16 protein-coding genes and 2 pseudogenes are annotated in these 17,766 nt (G+C 71.3%); 5 read left to right on the top strand and 13 right to left on the bottom strand.

Annotated features, from left to right (window positions below):
• Positions 1-46: 46 nt before the first annotated feature.
• Both ACZ43N_RS20855 and ACZ43N_RS20850 read right to left on the bottom strand, forming a co-directional pair.
• Complete coding sequence (locus ACZ43N_RS20855) at positions 47-229, bottom strand: hypothetical protein (RefSeq protein WP_468099272.1); 183 nt, start codon at positions 227-229, stop codon at positions 47-49.
• A 78-nt stretch (positions 230-307) separates the two neighbouring features.
• Positions 308-1,553: pseudogene (locus tag ACZ43N_RS20850) on the bottom strand (ROK family protein).
• Between ACZ43N_RS20850 and ACZ43N_RS20845 the strand changes: the two are divergent.
• Positions 1,534-1,947: pseudogene (locus tag ACZ43N_RS20845) on the top strand (gfo/Idh/MocA family oxidoreductase); the annotation flags it as partial. The pseudogenes ACZ43N_RS20850 and ACZ43N_RS20845 sit on opposite strands and share 20 nt — an antisense overlap.
• Before the next feature lie 39 nt (positions 1,948-1,986).
• On the opposite strand, the gene ACZ43N_RS20840 reads toward ACZ43N_RS20845, so the two are convergent.
• Positions 1,987-2,682, bottom strand: a complete 696-nt coding sequence (locus tag ACZ43N_RS20840; RefSeq protein WP_468099271.1) for a L,D-transpeptidase family protein — start codon at positions 2,680-2,682, stop codon at positions 1,987-1,989.
• A 134-nt stretch (positions 2,683-2,816) separates the two neighbouring features.
• Here ACZ43N_RS20840 and ACZ43N_RS20835 point away from each other — a divergent pair, with 134 nt between their 5' ends.
• Positions 2,817-3,302: a carboxymuconolactone decarboxylase family protein gene (locus ACZ43N_RS20835; RefSeq protein ID WP_468099269.1), complete on the top strand. Its 486-nt coding sequence runs from the start codon at positions 2,817-2,819 to the stop codon at positions 3,300-3,302.
• An 88-nt stretch (positions 3,303-3,390) separates the two neighbouring features.
• Here the strand turns inward: ACZ43N_RS20835 and ACZ43N_RS20830 are convergent, their stop codons facing one another.
• From ACZ43N_RS20830 to ACZ43N_RS20805, 6 genes are read right to left on the bottom strand one after another with little or no spacing between them, the layout of a single operon-like run.
• Complete coding sequence (locus ACZ43N_RS20830; protein ID WP_468099267.1) at positions 3,391-4,185, bottom strand: aminotransferase class IV; 795 nt, start codon at positions 4,183-4,185, stop codon at positions 3,391-3,393.
• A gap of 28 nt (positions 4,186-4,213) precedes the next feature.
• Positions 4,214-5,395, bottom strand: coding sequence for an FAD-dependent monooxygenase (locus ACZ43N_RS20825; RefSeq protein ID WP_468099266.1), 1,182 nt, complete (start codon positions 5,393-5,395; stop codon positions 4,214-4,216).
• Positions 5,392-6,981, bottom strand: coding sequence for a class I adenylate-forming enzyme family protein (locus tag ACZ43N_RS20820; RefSeq protein ID WP_468099264.1), 1,590 nt, complete (start codon positions 6,979-6,981; stop codon positions 5,392-5,394). The genes ACZ43N_RS20825 and ACZ43N_RS20820 overlap by 4 nt, the downstream gene beginning before the upstream one ends.
• A gap of 51 nt (positions 6,982-7,032) precedes the next feature.
• Positions 7,033-8,616: a benzoate-CoA ligase family protein gene (locus tag ACZ43N_RS20815; RefSeq protein WP_468099263.1), complete on the bottom strand. Its 1,584-nt coding sequence runs from the start codon at positions 8,614-8,616 to the stop codon at positions 7,033-7,035.
• Complete coding sequence (pabB, locus tag ACZ43N_RS20810) at positions 8,613-10,796, bottom strand: aminodeoxychorismate synthase component I (RefSeq protein ID WP_468099480.1); 2,184 nt, start codon at positions 10,794-10,796, stop codon at positions 8,613-8,615. The genes ACZ43N_RS20815 and pabB overlap by 4 nt, the downstream gene beginning before the upstream one ends.
• A 31-nt stretch (positions 10,797-10,827) precedes the next feature.
• A complete protein-coding gene (locus ACZ43N_RS20805) occupies positions 10,828-11,415 on the bottom strand; it encodes an antibiotic biosynthesis monooxygenase (protein ID WP_468099261.1) in 588 nt (195 codons plus the stop codon).
• Positions 11,416-11,643: 228 nt separating this feature from the next.
• On the opposite strand from ACZ43N_RS20805, the gene ACZ43N_RS20800 reads away from it, so the two are divergent.
• Positions 11,644-12,423: a DUF3050 domain-containing protein gene (locus ACZ43N_RS20800; protein ID WP_468099260.1), complete on the top strand. Its 780-nt coding sequence runs from the start codon at positions 11,644-11,646 to the stop codon at positions 12,421-12,423.
• Positions 12,424-12,485: 62 nt separating this feature from the next.
• On the opposite strand, the gene ACZ43N_RS20795 is transcribed toward ACZ43N_RS20800, so the two are convergent.
• A complete protein-coding gene (locus ACZ43N_RS20795; RefSeq protein ID WP_468099259.1) occupies positions 12,486-13,307 on the bottom strand; it encodes an SDR family NAD(P)-dependent oxidoreductase in 822 nt (273 codons plus the stop codon).
• Between the two features lie 72 nt (positions 13,308-13,379).
• On the opposite strand from ACZ43N_RS20795, the gene ACZ43N_RS20790 reads away from it, so the two are divergent.
• A complete protein-coding gene (locus tag ACZ43N_RS20790) occupies positions 13,380-13,922 on the top strand; it encodes a hypothetical protein (protein WP_468099258.1) in 543 nt (180 codons plus the stop codon).
• On the opposite strand, the gene ACZ43N_RS20785 is transcribed toward ACZ43N_RS20790, so the two are convergent.
• Complete coding sequence (locus tag ACZ43N_RS20785; protein ID WP_468099256.1) at positions 13,913-14,827, bottom strand: SDR family oxidoreductase; 915 nt, start codon at positions 14,825-14,827, stop codon at positions 13,913-13,915. The genes ACZ43N_RS20790 and ACZ43N_RS20785 overlap by 10 nt on opposite strands.
• On the opposite strand from ACZ43N_RS20785, the gene ACZ43N_RS20780 reads away from it, so the two are divergent.
• The gene (locus tag ACZ43N_RS20780; protein WP_468099254.1) at positions 14,826-15,803 is read left to right on the top strand and encodes a PP2C family protein-serine/threonine phosphatase; all 978 of its coding nucleotides are present in this window, start codon (positions 14,826-14,828) and stop codon (positions 15,801-15,803) included. The genes ACZ43N_RS20785 and ACZ43N_RS20780 overlap by 2 nt on opposite strands.
• 149 nt (positions 15,804-15,952) lie before the next feature.
• On the opposite strand, the gene ACZ43N_RS20775 is transcribed toward ACZ43N_RS20780, so the two are convergent.
• Positions 15,953-16,582: an MBL fold metallo-hydrolase gene (locus tag ACZ43N_RS20775; protein WP_468099252.1), complete on the bottom strand. Its 630-nt coding sequence runs from the start codon at positions 16,580-16,582 to the stop codon at positions 15,953-15,955.
• The gene (locus ACZ43N_RS20770; protein WP_468099250.1) at positions 16,582-17,670 is read right to left on the bottom strand and encodes an S-(hydroxymethyl)mycothiol dehydrogenase; all 1,089 of its coding nucleotides are present in this window, start codon (positions 17,668-17,670) and stop codon (positions 16,582-16,584) included. Before ACZ43N_RS20770 ends, ACZ43N_RS20775 begins: the two co-directional genes overlap by 1 nt.
• Positions 17,671-17,766 lie beyond the last annotated feature (96 nt).

Below are 17,766 nucleotides of genomic sequence, written 5' to 3'. Positions count from 1 at the left end.
GCGCCCCGCCACGACATCAGCCACGGACGGTGCCGCGGCCGGAGAACTACTGGGCCGCGGCCCATTCGAGGACGAGTCGCTCGTACTCGCTGCGCTGCTCCCTGTTCAACGTCCCGCCGCTCCGGAACCAGAGTGCCCGGATCTCCTCGTTGACCTCGGCGGCCGTTCGTACCGGTCTTTCCGCTCTTTCCAGGACGACATCAGGGGTAGTGGACATGCTGTAAACCATATGTCGCCACACGTGAAGCCGATGTGAGTAAAGGTTCCACTTCCGACATTACGGACCGTGAAGCTGATCACTCTGCGTTTAGGGCCCTTCTGATGGATCTCCGGCGTCGTGACGGCGCGGAGATCCATCAGAAGGGCCCTGGGCCTGTGCGGCCCCCAGCACGAGGACCTGGATGGCAAGCACGGCGGCGCCCCTGGCCCAGTCATGGAAGTCGGACACCTTGGTCTCCAGGGGGACCGGCGCGGCCCGGGGGTGCCGGTTGGCGCGCACGGCGTCGTCCACCGCCGTGCCCGCCACCTCCATCAGCCCGACCCCTTCCCCGGCGAGCAGGATCTTCTGCGGCATGACGAAGTTGGCGATCTGGGCCACGAGCGTGCCCAGAGCGCGTGCGGCCTCGCCGATGACCCGCGCGCACATCGGGTCGCCGGCGGCCGCCCCCGCGAGGATCTCCTCGTACGCCACCTCGCGCCCGGTCGCGGCCCGGACCTGGTAGCGGATGGCCGAGGTGGTCAGCATCGACACGGCGCTGCCGCGTTCACCGCTGGGGGTGAGACGGGCCGGCGGGGTCCACGATCCAGTGGCGCCCGAAGCCCCGGTCCTCCTCGGCGCAGGAGACCCGCTGGCCGCCGAGGACGAGTCCGTAGCCGAGACCCGCGCCGATGGTGAGGACGACGAACCGGTCGAGACCGCGGCCCGCGCCGAACCAGGTCTCGGCCTCGACGAATGCGGCCACGTCGTTCTCCACGACCACGGGCAGTCCGGTGCGCTCCTCGACGAGCCCGGCCAGCGGGACGTCGCGCCACAGCAGGAAGGGTGACTCGCCGACCACGGCCTGATGCTCGACGAGTCCGCCGACTCCGATGCCGATGCCCGCGAGAGAGGGGTGGCGGCCTGCCAGTTCACCGACCATCTCCGCGAGGAGGTCGGCGACCCGCTCGGGCTCGCGCGAGGTCAGCGGGCGGTCGTGGCGGGCGACGATCTCGCTCCTGAGGGTGGTGACCACGCCGTACACCATGCCGTCGGTGATCTTGAAGCCGATGAAGGTGCGGGACTCGGCGACGATGTCCAGCGGCTGGGAGGGGCGCCCCTGCCGGGCCTCGGGGAGTGCGGCGCCCTCGGCGGTCTCGGCCAGGAGCCCGGACTCGATCAGCGGTTTGGTCAGCCGGGTGAGGCTGCCCGCGGACAGGCCGAGACGCCGGGCGAGGTCGGTGCGCGAGAGCGGGCCGTGCACGAGCACCTCGATCGCCACCGCGCGTTCTCCGGTGCTGAGCGGCAGCCAACTGGCAGCGAGAGCGGTCGGGTCCTTCGGGACGGAGGCGAGCATGGCGCAACTCGCCACGGTGGCGCTGTGGCAGGACAAGAAGGGGGTGAAGGACATCAGCGAGCTGCTCGAGCCCAAGCCGACGTTGTCCCCCGACGATCCCTCCCTCCAGCACATCGCGCCGGACCTGCGGGCCGCGTTCACCTCCGGATCGGCGCCGGTGCACGACCGGTCGCGGCTGCCGCGGGTGTTCGACAACCTGCACAACGGCCACGAGGGCAGCCACCACTTCCTGGTGGACGACTTCGTGACCGCCGTGAACACACGGACCCTGCCGTCGGTCAACGCATGGGTGGCGGCCCGTTACACCCTGCCGGGGATCATCGCGCACGAGTCCGCGCGGCAGGGTGGAGTGCGGCTGGAGATCCCGGACTTCGGGGACGCGCCCGAGGCGTGATGCTCACGGCGGTCCGTCGGCCGGGCTCCTGGCGGTGTGTCAGGTGCCCGGCTTGCGGCCGTAGACGAAGACGTCGTCGCCCTTCTTCAGCAGCGACCAGTACTTCTTGGCGTCGGCCTTCGTCAGGTTGACGCAGCCGCGGGAGCCGGGCGGGTTCCACATGCTGACGGCGGCGGCGTGGAAGGCCTGTCCGCCGTCGAAGAACTGGCTGTACGGCATCGGCACGTGGTAGATCGACGACACGTGGTCGATGTGCCGCCAGTAGATCTTCTTCAGGCCTGTGCGGGTCTCGTAGCCGTCACGGCCGGTGCGGACGGGCACGGGCCCGTAGACGAGCTTGCCGCCGTCCTGGATCCAGCTCAGCTGGAGCGTCAGGTCGACGCAGGCGATGCGGCCCTTGTTGACCGGGCACTTACCGGCACGGTTCGGGTTCTTGCCGACGGCCTTCTGCTTGTTCATCAGGTCCATCACGCCCCAGGTGACGGAGCCCGCGTAGCCGATGTTCGGGGTGATGCCGTGCTTGGTCTGGAAGGCCTTGATGGCCTGGCAGTCGGCGGCGGACTGCCGGCCGTCGACCGGTCGGCCGAGGAACTTCTCGACCTGCTTCTGGTACGGGCCGGTTGACGTCGTACAACTCGCCGCCTGCGCCGGCGCGGCCCCCAGCGCGAGCGTGAGCGGCGCCAGCAGCCCGGTGACGGTGAGTGCGATCGCGCCTCTTCTTCCCATGTCCCCCATGGCGGACCTTTCCCTTTCACACGCTATGTAGGTTGTGTGGGGGTAGACAGACGGCACGGGCCGGCGGTTGTGGTGCGGCTCGCTTCGAGACGAAACAGTTACACGGCGAGTAATTCGCATATAGAGTTCTCCCCATGAGCAACAGCGATTCCATATCTCGCGTGGCCCTCAAGAAAATCACCCCGGATGTGTCCGCGGCAATGGGCTCCCTGCACTCCGCCGCCGTTTTGGCGGCACGGGACGCGAAGGTCGAGCCGGAGATCCTCGAACTGATCCGCATTCGCGCCTCCCAGATCAACGGCTGCGCCTTCTGTCTGGACATGCACACCAAGGACGCCCGCGCCCAGGGCGAGACGGAGCAGCGGATCTACGCGCTGAGCGCCTGGCGTGAAACCCCCTTCTTCACCGCCCGGGAACGGGCCGCACTCGCCCTCACCGAGGCCGTGACCTCGGTGAACGACGGGCAGGTCCCGGACGACGTCTACCGGGCCGCGGCCGAGGTGTTCGACGACGAGCAGCTCGCGGCACTGATCTGGGCGGCCACCGTGATCAACGCGTACAACCGGATCGCGATTGCGACCCGTATGACCCCCGGGGCCTATCAGCCGACTCAGAAGTGAAATTTCACATGTAGTGCAGCGCTGAATACGCCGGGCCGTTTTCATTCGGCCCGGCGCTTGTCCTTGCTCCGGTGTACTCCGGTGTTTCTTATGTTTCCGGCAGCGGCTCCATAATGCTGTCCAGCCATTTCCGCCATTTCGGGGCGTGCACGGCTCGGCCGGCGGTCATGGGTCTGCCGGTCCAGGCGGCGACGGGGCGGATCCCGTGGAGGGCGTTGACGAGCCACACCTCCCGGCCGTCCAGGTCGGCAAGGGAGCGCTCGCGGTGGGCGACCGGGACCCCGGTGCGGGCCGCCCGCTCCAGGAGGAGCGCCACGGTCACTCCGGGGAGGACCGGCAGCCGGGGCGGCGGCAGACAGAGGGTGTCGTCCTCCCACCACAGCAGGCTGGAGCTGGCGGCCTCCAGGACCAGCCCGGAGGGGGCGATCAGTACGGCGTCGTCGGCCTGTGCGCCGGAGGCCCGACCGCGTACCCGGGCCAGGGCGTCCAGGTCGGGGCCCTTGCGGCGGGGCACGGTGCGCGGGTCGGGCTGGCCGGCCGCCCACACCCGCACTTCTGACCCGAGGGGCGGGGCGTGCCGCAGCAGCAGGCGCAACTCCAGTGATCCGGCGGCGAGTTCCACCCGGGGGAACCACTCACCCCAGCGTGGCAGGGCGGCCGTCATATCGGTCCAGAAGTCGACCACCCGGCCGAGCAGCGATGCCCCGCACTCGCCGCAGGACCGCAGGAACCGCTCCCTGTGCCGGTCGAAACCGCGCACCCGCCCGTCGCGCAACAACCATGAGTCCGCGACGAGAAGGCGTCCGCCCTGGGCCGGACCGGGGGTCAGTCCGTGCTCGGGGGACCAGGTCGACAGACCTTCCGCGATGGCCGGTTGTGTCACTCAGTACTCCTGTTTGCTCATGTCCGATTCAGTACTTCCGGCCCGCGACAGCCGGGGCGCCGTGCCGGGGGCCGTACGGCGCGTGTTCCAGCCAGGCGCCGCACCGGGGTAGGACGGGGGCGAGGGCCGCCGCCGCGCGCTGCTTGACGCGGACGATACGGCGCCGGGGTCGCAGATGGTCCAGGGCGGTGCCGGCGGCGGCGCTGTTGAACAGGCCCGCCGCGCGCCGGACCTCGGCGAAGCCGGCGACGGCCTCGGGCGTACCGTCGGCGATCGCCCGCGCCGCGGCGGCCGCGTCCGCGATCCCGCTGTTCATGCCGCGCGCCCCGAACGGCGGGAAGAGATGGGCGGCCTCACCGGCGAGCAGCACCCGGCGGTGCGGGTCGGTGAAGACTGCGGCGACCTTGCGCAGGAATCGGTAGGTGGAGACCCACAGGACACGGTCGCCGTAGCCGTCGCCGACGACCTCGGGCAGCCAGCGGCGTACGGCCTCGTCGGTGCCGTACTCCTCGTCGGTGTCGTCGTCCCGGCACTGCAGGTCGAGCTGGAAGCCGCCGGTGAAGGGCACCCGCATGACGCTGCGGCCGCCGAGCGCCGGGTGCTCGTAGTGGAAGACCCGCTCCAGGGGCAGCTCGGCGCCGGGGATGTCGGCGACGTCGACGACGACATGGAAGCCCTCGCCGTGGGTGCCCTCCAGGGGGATGCCCATTTCGCGTCGCACGGCGGAGCGGGCGCCGTCGGCGGCGACGGCGTGGGTGCCCGTCCAGCTGCGGCCGCCTGCGTCGGTCAGCCGCACCCCGGCCCGGTCCGTGTGCACACCGGTGATCCGCGCGTCCCACACGAACTCCACCCCGGCGTCCTCGCAGGCGGCGCGCAGGAAGCGCTCGGTGTCGACCTGGCGGAGGCTGGTGAAGGGCGGGGTGCCGACGGGCGGCGGGAAGGTGCGCGCATAGACCTCGCGGCCCCGGTAGAGGGTCCGCTTGGTGTGCCAGGTCTGACCGAACGCGGCGATCCGCACCGCGAGTCCGGGGCGCATCCCCTCCAGCAGTTCGAGGGTCTCGCGGTGAACGAACAGGGCGCGGCTGCCGGGGCGTTCGCGGTCCTCGGGGTCGGCTTCGAGCAGGACGACGGGGAGGTCGTGGGCGCGCAGGGCGAGGGCGGCGGAGAGGCCGACCGGGCCGGCGCCCACGACGAGTACCGGGGTCGTCATGTGCGGACGCCTTCGGTGAGCATGCGGGTGATCTCGACCCGCTTGACCTTCCAGGTGGAGGTCATGGGCAGTTCCTCGAACCGCCACTGCCTCGGCTCCGCCATGGCGGGCAGGTCCGCGGTGGCCTCCCGCCAGCGGTTCAGGTCCAGGGGGTGTTCACCGCGTACGCAGACCACCGGGACGGGTTCGCGGTCGGCCCCGGGGACGACGACGACCTCGCGCAGTTCCTCCAGGCGGGACATCAGGGTGTCCTCGACCTCCAGGTTGCTGTGCACGGAGTCGATCTGGTCGATCTCGCGGTCGATGAGGTGCAGGGCGCCCCAGCGGCTCTGGTAGCCCATGTCGCCCATCTGCCACCAGTCGCCGTCGAGTTGGCGCAGATACTGGTCACGGGCGCCGAGGTAGGTGAGGATGCGGCCGCGGGTGCGGGCCTCGATGCGGCCGGGGGTGCCGGGGGCGACCCGGCGGCCCGTCTCGTCGGCGACTCGGACGCGGGTGAAGCCGGGGATGCCGATGCCGACCCGGCGTCCGTCCGCGCGGGCGGCGCTGCGTCGGGTGAACCACTGGAAGGCGACCGGGCCGGTCTCGCTCTGCCCGTACAGCTGGATCAGCCAGGGTGAGCGCCGCTTGGAGGCGTCCAGCAGCCGCCGCACCGTCCGCGGGTGGATGGCGTCGAAGGTGGAGCCGTAGGAGCGGACGCGGGACAGGGGGGCGCCGGGCGCGTCGGCCAACTCCTCCCACAGGACGAAGGTGTTGGGGTGGGTCTCGACGATGCCGGGGCGGTGGCGGGCCAGTAGCGGTCCCACGTTCGCCGGCTCCGGGTCGACGATGAGGACGAGCGGGCTGCCGAAGTGCAGCAGGACGCCGAGCAGATGGTAGAAGCGCGAGTGCACGAACGACATGTGCAGCGCGGCGGTCTCGCCCCGGGTGGGCCAGCCCATGGCCTTCTGCGGGACGAGCCGGTTCCACATGGTGTGGGGGCAGTGCACGGCGAGCTTGGGGACGCCGGTGGTGCCGGAGCTGTGGGTGATCAGGGAGGGTTCACGGGGGTGGAGGCGTACAGCGGCGGGGACTGCCGCGCCCGCGTACTTCTCCAGCGGTTCGGCGCCCGGGGCGTCGTCGACGCAGAGGATGCGCCGGACGACGCCGGTGAGGTCGATGTCGCGCAGCGGACCCTCGAGCTTGGCCCGGTCGGTGATCAGCCACGGCTTGTGCAGACGTTCGATGAGCTGTTCGACGACGGGGCCCGCGAGTCCGGGCGACAGCAGGACCGGGACTGCGCCGATACGGGAGACCGCGCAGGTCAGCAAGACGATGTCGACGTTGTCCGTCTTGTGGACGACGACCTCCTCGGAGGGGCGCACGCCCGCTTCCCAGAGGCGGCCGGAGAGGTCGTCGACCAGGTCGGCGAGGACCGTGTACGTGAGGTCGGTCCCGAGGGCGGGGGCCGCGTCGAGGGGCCGGTCGAGGGTGACGAAGACATGCCCGTGGCGGTCGGCGGCCTCTCTGAGCATCGAACCCAGGTAGAAGCCGCGCCCGGTCAGGGCGGGCGACGCGCTCTGCCCGGCCTGCTGCTGGTGTCGCATGGGGCCCAACCTTTCTGCGGGGGCGGGGGCGGCGGAAGCCTCGGCCATGGCTCACCACGCTCCTTGGCGGACGAGGTGCCGGCGGAGCTTGCCGGTCGCCGTGCGGGGCAGGGTGGGCACGAAGCTCACGCTGCGGGGGACCTTGAAGGCGGCGAGGTTGTCGCGGGCCTTGCAGATGAGTTCGGCCTCCAGGCCCACCGCGATGGGCGGGACGGGCACGACGAAGGCCCGCAGACGGCTCGCGCCGCGTTCGTCGGTGACGGCCACGACGGCGACGTCCCGTACCCCGGGGTGGGTGCGTAGCAGGGCCTCCACCTCCAGCGGGGAGACGGTGATGCCGCCGACCATCTCCATGTCGTCGGCCCGGCCCAGGTGCCGGTAGGTGCCGTCGGGTTCGCGGCGGGCCCGGTCCCGGGTGCCCAGCCAGCCGCCGACGAGGGCCCGCTCGGTCTCCTCGGGCCGGTTGAGGTATCCGGGCGTCACCGTCGGCCCGCGCACCCAGAGTTCACCGGTCTCGCCGTCGGGCACGGGGTTCCCGGCACGGTCGCGCAGCTCGATCTCGAAGCCGGGTACGGGCCGGCCGACCGTGCCGGGGTGGTTGTGGTCGAAGCCGTTGGCGCAGAACGCGTGGCCCGCCTCCGTGGAGCCGATCTGCTCCAGGACGGGCGCGCCCAGCAGTTCGGTGACCTGCTTCCCGATGCCGGCGGGCATGCCCTCACCGGCGGAGACCGCCGCGCGTACCGAGGCGAAGCAGTTCTCGTGGCCGTCCGCGCGGTCGGCGACGAGGGCGGCGTACGCCGACGGCACCGAGTACAGCAGGGTCACGCGGTGGCGGGCGACCAGTTCGTCCACGGTCGCCGGGGTGGGGCGACGGTCGGTGAGGACCGCGCTGGAGCCGGAGAAGAGGGGGAAGACGAACGCGTTGCCGAAGCCGTAGGCGAAGTAGAGCCGGGAGACGGAGAGGGTGACGTCGTCCGGGGTGATGCGCAGGACCCGGCGGCCGATGAGGTCGTGGTAGGTCCTGGGGTCGCCGTGGACGTGGACGACGCCCTTGGGGCGGCCCGTGGTACCGGAGGTGTACTGGATGTAGAGCGGGGTGTGGGCGTCCACCGGGTGTGCCGTGTCCCAGGGCTTCGCCGTCGCACTCAGCGCGGTCAGCTGGTCGGAACCGAGGCACCGCGCCGTACCGGCCGGGACACGGGCGTCCAGGCGCGGGCCCGTCACCCAGAGGACCGCCTCCGTGTCCTGTGCCATGAACTGGATCTCGGGCGGCGGCAGTTCCGGGTTGGCCAGGACCGCGACCGCGCCCAGGCGGGCCGTGGCCAGGAAGGCCGTCACCCAGGCCACGGAGTCGGGCAGGGCCAGCAGGACCCGGTCTCCGGGGCGGACTCCGTGGTCGTGGAGGACGGTGGCGGTGCGGGACGCCAGGTCGTGGATCTCACCGTGGGAATGGGCCCGGTGGCCCTGGTGGAAGGCCGGGCGGTCCCTCCAGCCGCGGCGTTCGGCGAGGGCCGCCAGGTGGGCTGCGAGGTTTCCGGGGGCGTCCGCGTCGGCCGGCTGAGGCGCCGAGGCCGCCCGTTGGGCGGGGATGCCCGCGGCGGTCCGAAGCAGCGCGGGGTGGGGTGTCGTCGTCATCGGGTGGTCTCCTCGGTGACGGCCGGGGCGGAGGCGTGTTCGCGGTGGGCGCGCATCAGTGCCGCGGTCTTCAGGAGCATCTCGTCGTACTCGGCGGCCGGGTGGGAGTCGAGGACGATCGCGCCGCCGGCTCCCAGGTGCATACGTCCGCCCTGGAAGACGGCGGTGCGGATGACGATGTTGAGGTCGGCGCCGCCACCGCACCCGAGGTAGCCGAGGGAGCCCGAGTACACGCCGCGTGCCTCGGTCTCCAGGGAGTCGATGATCTCCATCGTGCGCAGCTTGGGTGCCCCGGTCATGGAGCCGCCCGGGAAGCAGGCCCGGACGCAGTCCACGGCGTCGGTGCCCTCGCGCAGCCGTCCCTCGACGGTGGAGACGAGCTGGTGCACGGTGGCGTAGGTCTCGGTGGCCATGAGGCGGGAGACGCGCACCGTGCCGGTCCGCGAGACCCGGCCGAGGTCGTTGCGGAGCAGGTCGACGATCATCAGGTTCTCGGCGCGGGTCTTGGCGTCCGCGGCGAGTGCGTCCCGCAGCCGGTCGTCCTCCTCAGGCGTGGCGCCTCGCGGGGCGGTGCCCTTGATGGGTTTGGCCTCGGCGACGCCGTCGCGGGTGATCCGCAGGAAGCGTTCGGGCGAGGAGCCCGCGATGTCGAGGTCGCCGAACCTGAGGAAGGCCGCGTACGGGGCGGGGTTGACGCGTCGCAGCGCCCGGTAGAAGTCGTAGGGATCGTACGGGGCGGGTAAACGGGCTGCGTTGGTCAGACAGATCTCGTAGCTGGTGCCCGCGTGCAGTTCCGCCTTGCAGGCGTCGATGTCGGCGAAGTAGGTGGCGCGGTCGCGGACGAGCCAGGGTTCGGCGGCGCGCGGATAGGGCGTCGACGACCTCAGGGGCAGGGTGGGGTTCGAGGCGACGAAGGTCAGCTGGGCGAGCGCTGTGTCGAGCCAGTCGCCGGCCTCGCGGGCGGCGGCCGGGGTGTCCTCGGCCAGGCAGACGGCGTAGGTGTGGCCCTCCTGGTGGTCGACGGCGATCAGCCGGTCCGCGAAGAGCCAGCAGGCGTCGGGGGTGTCGGCGGTGTGGCGGTTCGGGGAACCGCCGTCGGCCTTGAGCTCGTAGCCGAAGTAGCCGACGTATCCGCCGGTGAAGTCGAAGGGGAGGCCCGCCGCGTCGACCTTGCGGCTCGCCAGCTGCCGTTTCAGATAGTCGTAGACGCTCGCCCGGACCCGGCGGGTGGGCCGTCCCTCCCGCTCGATCTCGCAGACGCCGCTGTCGACGTCGTAGCGGACGAGTTCGGCGAGGGGGCCACTGCCGTCGCCGAAGAACGAGAACCGGGACAGGCCCTCCTCGACGCGGGAGCTGTCCAGCCAGAAGGCGCGCGGCTCGTCGGCGTGCATCCGGGTGAAGGCGGCCTCGGCGTCGACGGCGGTGGCGATGCGGCGGGTGTGCAGCCGGTACGCGGGGCCCAGGGCCCGCCGGGGGCGGGGGATCGCGCCGGAGAGGGGGGTGACGGCGGTGGTCTCCGTGCGGGCCGGCGCGGTGACCGGGGTGCTCCTGGGCGGGGTGGTGACGGCGACTCGGGGGTTTCTCGTACGGAGGCCGCCGGCTCGTTCCTCCGTGAGGTCGCGGAAGTTGACCAGGAGGCGGTGGCCGTGGTCGGTGAGGACGGACTCCGGGTGGAACTGCACGCCCCACAGCGGCCGTTCGCGGTGGCGCAGGCCCATGAGGACGCCGTCCTCGGACCAGGCGGTGGCCTCCAGGGTCGGCGGCAGCGGCTCGCGCACGCACAGCGAGTGGTAGCGGACGACGGTGAAGTTCTGCGGCAGTCCGCGGAACAGGTCACGGCCGTCGTGCCGGACCGTGGAGAGATGTCCGTGACGGGGCCACGGGGCCGGCTCGACGTCGGCCCGCTCCCCCACCGCGATGCCCTGGTGGCCCAGGCAGACGCCCAGCACGGGGATGGCGGCCTCGGCGATGACCTGTGCGGCGATGCCGAAGTCACGCGGCTCCGCGGGGTGGCCGGGCCCGGGCGAGACCACGACGTTGTCGACTTCCCGGAGTTCCGGAATGTCGTCGGGCGAGGCGTCGTTGAGCACGACCACCGGTTCCTCGCCGTTGACCTCGGCGATCAGCTGGAACAGGTTGTACGTGTACGAGTCATAATTGTCGATGAGCAGGGTCTTCAACCCGCTCACCCCCCTCTGATCGTTCTCGGACCTAGGCGGTCCGACGTTTGTGCCGGCCGCGCAGCGCCTGCAGCGGCGGGTACAGCCATTTCTTGAGAAACCGCTGGAGCCTCGGCATGAGAATCCAGGTGACGATGGCCGTCACGGACAGACACAGCAGAAGTGTTCGAAACAGTGGATTGAGATCGGTGAGATAAGGGAGGACCAGCAGGTTGAATAAGAGCACGGGTGGGAAGACCGCACTCATATTCACCAGCCAGAGTTTCCATTTCGGGGGCGGGCGCGGGGCGGCCGGCGCCGGTTCCCGGGTGGTCTGGGAGTCGAACCACGCCTTGGAGCCCGTCACGCTCCGGCGCCCGGTCTCCCGGGCCAGCCCCTCGGCGCGTGCCGCCCACTGGGCCCAGTCCGGGGAGTTTTCCCAGGTCCGGGCCGAATCCTCACCGTCAAAGCGGTAGACCACATGCCATTCCGCCTCTCCGTCGACGAGTACGCCACCCCCCAGAAAGCCCGGTTGCCGCGCACTCGTACGCAGCGCGGCCCACCCCCACGAGTGGAAGTCGGCCTCGCGCCCCGGCACCACGTGATACGCGACGGTGACGGTAACGGGATTCCTGCTCACACCGTCGAGTACGCGAGAAACTGACGCCCCGTTCAAATCTCAACGAACTTTTTCAAGGTGTCCGGATCGTTGCCGTATGGCGCTCTTTCAGCCGCCTTGGATCCGTCTGTCGGGAAGTACTCGCACGTTGCTTTCACCATTTTCCGGAAGCGCTTGCCGCGGAAAGCGTGAAAGGCGCACCATCACCCTCATGCTCCGCGCATAAGCGCCGGAAAGAATGGGAGAGCCATGTCCAGGTACGACTGGGATATGCGCCACGAGGGAATCGACAGGGCGCGCGCCGCGATCGAACCCGTACGAAAGGAGGTCACCACGCATCCGATCTATCGGCGCATCGACAGCCGTGCCGACATGGCCGTCTTCATGGAGCACCATGTGTTCGCGGTGTGGGACTTCATGTCCCTGCTCAAGTCCCTCCAGCGGGACCTGACCTGTGTCGACGTTCCGTGGGTGCCGCGTGGCTCGGAGGTGAGCCGGCGGCTCATCAACGACATCGTCCTGGTGGAGGAGAGCGACGAGCTGAACGGCGGGTTCACCAGTCACTTCGAGCTGTACCGGGCGGGCATGGCCGAGGCCGGCGCCGGCACCGCCCGCCTCGACACGTTCCTGGGGCTCGTCGGGGAGGGCCATGCCGTCCCGGCCGCCCTGCGGGTCGCCCAGGTGCCGGTCCCCGCCGCGGAGTTCGTCCGGACGACGTTCGAGATCATCGGGGAGCGCCCGTTGCACTGCCGGGCCGCCGCGTTCGCGTTCTCGCGGGAGGACCTGATCCCCGACATGTTCGACCAGGTGATCAAGACGGACGGGGCCGATCGGTTCCCCCTGTTCTGCGACTATCTCGCGCGGCACATCGAGGTCGACGGTGAGGAGCACACCCCGATGGCTATGGCCATGGTGGCGGATCTGTGCGGGGACGAGGACAAGCGGTGGGAGGAGGCCGTGGAGACGGCGACCCTCGCCCTTGAGGCGAGGTCCCGCCTGTGGGACGGGATCGTCGAGGCGATGGGGTAGTGCCGCGGCCGCCGTGCGTGAGCCCGTCGAAGCCGTCGGTGAGCTCTGCATGTGCCGCCGTGCTACCCGTCCTCACCAGCCGCACGCTCCTCCTCGCGCCAGGCGCGTGCCACCCGCGCGAAGGAGGTGTTCACGGCCAGCAGGCCGCCGTCGACCCGGAGGGTCGTCCCGGTGATCCAGGCGGCGTCCCGGGAGGCCAGGAACGCGACGGCCGCCGCGATGTCCTCCGGTTCGCCGACCCGGCCCAGCGGATAGATCTCGCCCAGGGCGTCGAGGTGGGCCTCGCGGCCCGCCCAGCCGGAGGTGCGGACCGTGCCCGGGGCCACCAGATTGACGCGGACACCGCGCGGCGCGGCGTCCCCGGCGAGAGTGCGGGTCAGTGAGACGAGGCCCGCCTTGGCGGCGCTGTAGGCGTGGTTGCCGAAGTCCTGGAGGCCGTTGACGGAGCCGATGTTGACGATCGCCCCGCGCCCGGAGGCCACCAGGTGCGGCAGCGCGGCGCGGGAGCAGCGGAACGCGCTCGTGAGGGTCAGGTCGAGGTCATGGTCCCAGGTCTCGTCGGAGGTGTCCTCGAAGAGCGGCTCGTCCGGAGTGCAGCCGAAGGCGTTGTTCACGAGCACGTCGAGCGAGCCGAACGTGTCCACGGCGTGGGCTACGGCCGCCTCGACGGAGTCCCGGTCGCCGACGTCGCAGGGGAAGGCGTGCACCGCCAGTCCCCGGCCACGCAGGTCCGTCACGGTCCGTTCGGCCGCCGGCAGGTCCACGTCGGTGACGAGGACCCGGGCGCCCTCCTCGGCCAGTCGCCGGGCGGTGGCCGCCCCGATGCCCCGTGCCGCACCCGTGAGGAGCACGCCGTACCCCTCGAAGCGTCCCTGCGCATGCATACGGCAGAACGTACTGCGCGGGCGATCACCACGACGGACGCGACGCGGGCGTGGCCCCGTTACGGTGCGGGCATGTCAACCTTCATCCAGCAACTCCCGGCGCTGCTCGGCGTGGTGATCGGCGCGTTGGGTTCGTATCTCGTGGTCATGCGGGGCGACCAGGTCCGCTTCCGCCGTGAGCAGGCCGCGCGGTGGGAGGAGCGCCGCCTCACGGTGTACGCGGACTGGGCCCGGGCCTTGAAGCAGTCCGTCACCCTGGCCTACCGGGTTGCCTCCTACTTCGGCAACGATCCGCATCCCCACCCGCTGTCCCCGGAGGAGGCCGCGCCGCTCCAGGCGGAGGCGACCGTCGCCCGGGATCCTTCCGGTGAGGCGCTTCTCCTCCTCGGCAGCCCGGAGGTCGTGGAGAGGGCACGGGCCTGGGTCGTCGTGGTGCTGGAGATGGAGGAGTTCCTGCGAGCCGGGACCCGGGACCCGCGCGCGTGGCAGGCCCTGCTGGACCGCCAGCGCGCCGGGCGCGAGGGCTACTACTCCGCCGTACGGGAGGATCTGGCGCTGCCACCGGGCCACTCGGCACGCTGGCAGCTGCCGTCGGCGCCCGGAGGTCAGCGGTAGCCGGTGGTGTCGGCGGGCTTGTCCGCGTCCTGGACCTCGACGAGGTAGCGCCAGGCGTCCGGGCGGCTTCCGTCCAGGTCGGTGAAGCCGTACACCTGGGCGAGGCCGCCGCTGGAGAAGGACGCGCCGTTGTGGCGGGCGACGTCCGGGTCGGCGGCGAGGGCGACGACCGCTCGGCCGACGTAGCGCGGGGTCTCGGAGATGGCGAAGTGGGGGACGCGGTCCAGGGCGTCGCGCCAGTTGTCCTCGGTGACGCCGAAGCCGTCGAGCATCATCTCCGAGCGGAGCCAGCCCGGGGTGAGGGCGACGGCGGTGGCGCCGCGCGGGCCGAGTTCGTGGCCGAGGGCGAAGGCCATGCGCAGGACGGAGGCCTTGGCGAGGTCGTAGAAGAAGGAGACGCGGTAGGTGTCGCGGTTGTAGTCGGCGGTGCCGTCGGTCATCTCGATGACGAGGCCGCCGGGGTGACGCAGCAGCAGGGGCAGCGCGTGGTGGCTGGTGATCGCATGGGTCTCCACGGCGAGCCGCAGCAGCCGCAGCCCGTTGTCGAGGTCGTGCTCCCAGACCGGGGCGTCCCATGCGAAGAGCTTCTCGCCGCCCCAGATGTCGTTGACCAGGACGTCGAGCCGGCCCTGCTCCTTGTCGATCCGGTCCACCAGGGCCTTCACCTGGTCCGGTTCGAGGTGGTCCGTGGGGACGGCGATGCCGCGTCCGCCCGCCTCGGTGACCAGGTCGGCCGTGTCCTCCAGCGTTTCCGGACGGTCGTACTCCGACCGCCGCTGCCGTGTACTGCGCCCTGTCACGTACACCGTCGCCCCGGCCGCCCCCAGTTCGACCGCGATCCCGCGCCCCGCTCCGCGTGTCGCTCCCGCCACCAATGCGACCTTGCCGTCCAACGGTTTCACCATGCCCGACCTCCTGTACGTACGGCACCTTGGCCGACTCCTGTACGTACGGCACCTTGGCCGACGCCGGGTACGGCCCGGCGCCCTCGACACGAGCCTCTCCGAGAAGCCGGACACCTTCTGTCGCCTTTTCTCGCTTTCCCGTGACGAGTGCACCTGGCAGGATGCGCGGATCATGGACGAGACGGCGCCCTGCGTGCGGTGTGGAGGAACAGTCGCCCCGGATGGGCACTGCTGGGACTGCGGCGAGGCCCAGGCCGCCTTCCGCGCGCACCTGGAGATCGAGGACGACAGCGGTGCGGCCGGGGTGAGCGACCGTGGCCTGCGGCGCGAGATCAACGCGGACGCGATGGCGCTGGTGAGGTGCGGGGCGTGGACGACCGGTGTCGTCTGCGACGGTGTGTCGATGGCGCCGCGTGCCGAGCGGGCCGCCCGGGTCGCGGCCGAGGTGAGCGCCACCTCGCTTGCGAGGCTGCTGGATTCCGGTGTGCTGCCGGAGGTCGCACTCGTCGAGGCCGCCGGTCGCGCGGGGCGGGCGGTCGCGGGGCTGGCGCAGGCCCGGGAACGGCACGCGGTCGCGCCGGCGTGCACCTGGGTGGCGGGCGTCGTGGGACCGGAGGGCATCTGGAGCGCCTCGGTCGGTGACAGCCGTGCCTACTGGCTGCCGGACGAGGGCCCCGGCATGGCGCTCACCGAGGACGACACAGGCGACCTGGACGCCCTCACCGCCTGGCTGGGCCGCGACGCGGACGAGACCGTGCCGCAGGTCCGGAGTTGTCGGCCGGGGTGTGCGGGGCGGTTGCTGCTGTGCACGGACGGCCTGTGGCGGTATCTGCCGGACGCGGCCGGGCTCAGGGCCCTGGTGCGCGGGTCCGGGCCGTTGTCCGGGGCGCGGGCGCTGGTGTCGTACGCCCTGGAGGCCGGCGGCCGGGACAACGTCACCGCGCTCCTTGTCCCAGTCATGGCGGCGAGGGGCTGAGGCGAACCAGCGGACGCCCCGTCGGCAGCCTTGAGGCACACCCCGCCCCGCCTCGTGCGCCTGCGACGCCCGGTGGCGCCGACTGCCATGCCTTCGCGGCAGCCGGCACCACGCGGGGCCGCGGGTGCGGAGACGGACACGGCGGTGGCTCAGTGACCCCGGTCGATCCACTCCTGGAGGTTCGGGGCCTCGGCCCCGATGGTGGTGCTGTCGCCGTGACCGGTGCGGACGACCGTGTCGGGCGGCAGGGTCAGCAGGCGGTCGCGGATGGAACCGATGATGGTCGGGAAGTGGGAGTAGGAGCGGCCGGTGGCGCCGGGGCCGCCCGCGAAGAGGGTGTCGCCGGTGAAGACCGTCCCGAGGCCCGGGTCGTAGAGGCACACGGCGCCCGGGGCGTGTCCGGGGGTGTGCAGCACGGTGAGGTCGGCGCCGGCGGTCTCGATGACCTGGCCGTCGGCAAGCCAGTGGTCGGGCTGCCGGTCGGGATGGGTCTGCTTCCACAGCGGCATGTCGTCGGGGTGGAGCCAGATGGGGGCGCCGGTGCGCTCGGCCAGGGCGGGCGCGGCGTCGATGTGGTCGTTGTGGGCGTGGGTGCAGATGATGGCCGTCAGCCTGCGGTCGCCGATGGCCTCGGCGATGGCGCCGGCGTCATGGGCGGCGTCGATGACGACGACCTCGTGGTCGTCGCCGACGATCCACACGTTGTTGTCGACGTCCCAGGTGCCACCGTCCAGGCTGAACGTGCCGGACGTGACGAGGTGTTCGATCCGGACGGCCATCAGAGGGTCACCACCGAACGCAGGACGTCCCCGGCGTGCATCCGCTCGAACGCCTTCTCCACGTCGTCGAGTCCGATGGTCTCGGTGACGAACGCCTCCAGGTCCAGGCGGCCCTGGAGATAGAGGTTGATCAGCATGGGGAAGTCACGGTCGGGCAGGCAGTCGCCGTACCAGGAGGACTTCAGGGCGCCGCCCCGGCCGAACACGTCGAGGAGCGGGAGTTCCAGCTTCATGTCGGGGGTGGGAACGCCGACGAGGACGACCGTGCCGGCGAGGTCACGGGCGTAGAACGCCTGCTGGTAGGTCTCCGGGCGGCCCACCGCCTCGATGACGACGTCTGCGCCGAAGCCGCCGGTCAGCTCGCGGATCGCCTCGACGGGGTCGTTCTCGCGGGAGTTGACGGTGTGGGTGGCACCGATCTTCTTGGCGGTGCTCAGCTTCCGGTCGTCGATGTCGACAGCGATGATCTTCTCGGCGCCGGCCAGCAGGGACCCGGCGATGGCCGCGTCCCCGACGCCGCCGCAGCCGATCACGGCGACGCTGTCGCCCCGGCCCACGTTGCCGGTGTTGATCGCCGCGCCGATACCGGCCATCACCCCGCAGCCCAGCAGACCGGCGACCGCCGGGGAGGCGGCCGGGTCGACCTTGGTGCACTGCCCGGCGGCGACGAGCGTCTTCTCGGCGAAGGCGCCGATACCGAGGGCGGGCGACAGCTCCTGGCCGGTGGAGGCGAGGGTCATCTTCTGCGTGGCGTTGTGCGTGGCGAAGCAGTACCAGGGTCGGCCCCGTCGACAGGCGCGGCAATTGCCGCACACAGCACGCCAGTTGAGGATGACGAAGTCGCCTGGCGCGACGTCCGTGACGCCTTCGCCGACCGACTCCACCAGCCCCGCCGCCTCATGGCCGAGCAGGAAGGGGAAGTCGTCGTTGATGCCGCCCTGCTTGTAGTGAAGATCGGTGTGGCACACCCCGCACGCCTGCACCTTCACCACGGCCTCCCCGGGCCCCGGATCGGGCACGACGATCGTCTCGATCCGCACCGGTTCGTTCTTGCCCGGTGCGATCACGCCGCGTACTTCCTGCGCCATGGTGAACCCTTCCGTCGTTCCGTACGGACGGTCTCCCGTCCACGGTCACCCTACGGACTGACCAGCGGGTAGGCCCTCCGGTACGGGTGGTTGCGT

The sequence above is a fragment of the Streptomyces sp. NPDC030814 genome, from assembly GCF_055572155.1.
Note: the sequence above shows the minus strand (reverse complement) of the source record. Positions and strands in the feature narration are given on the sequence as shown.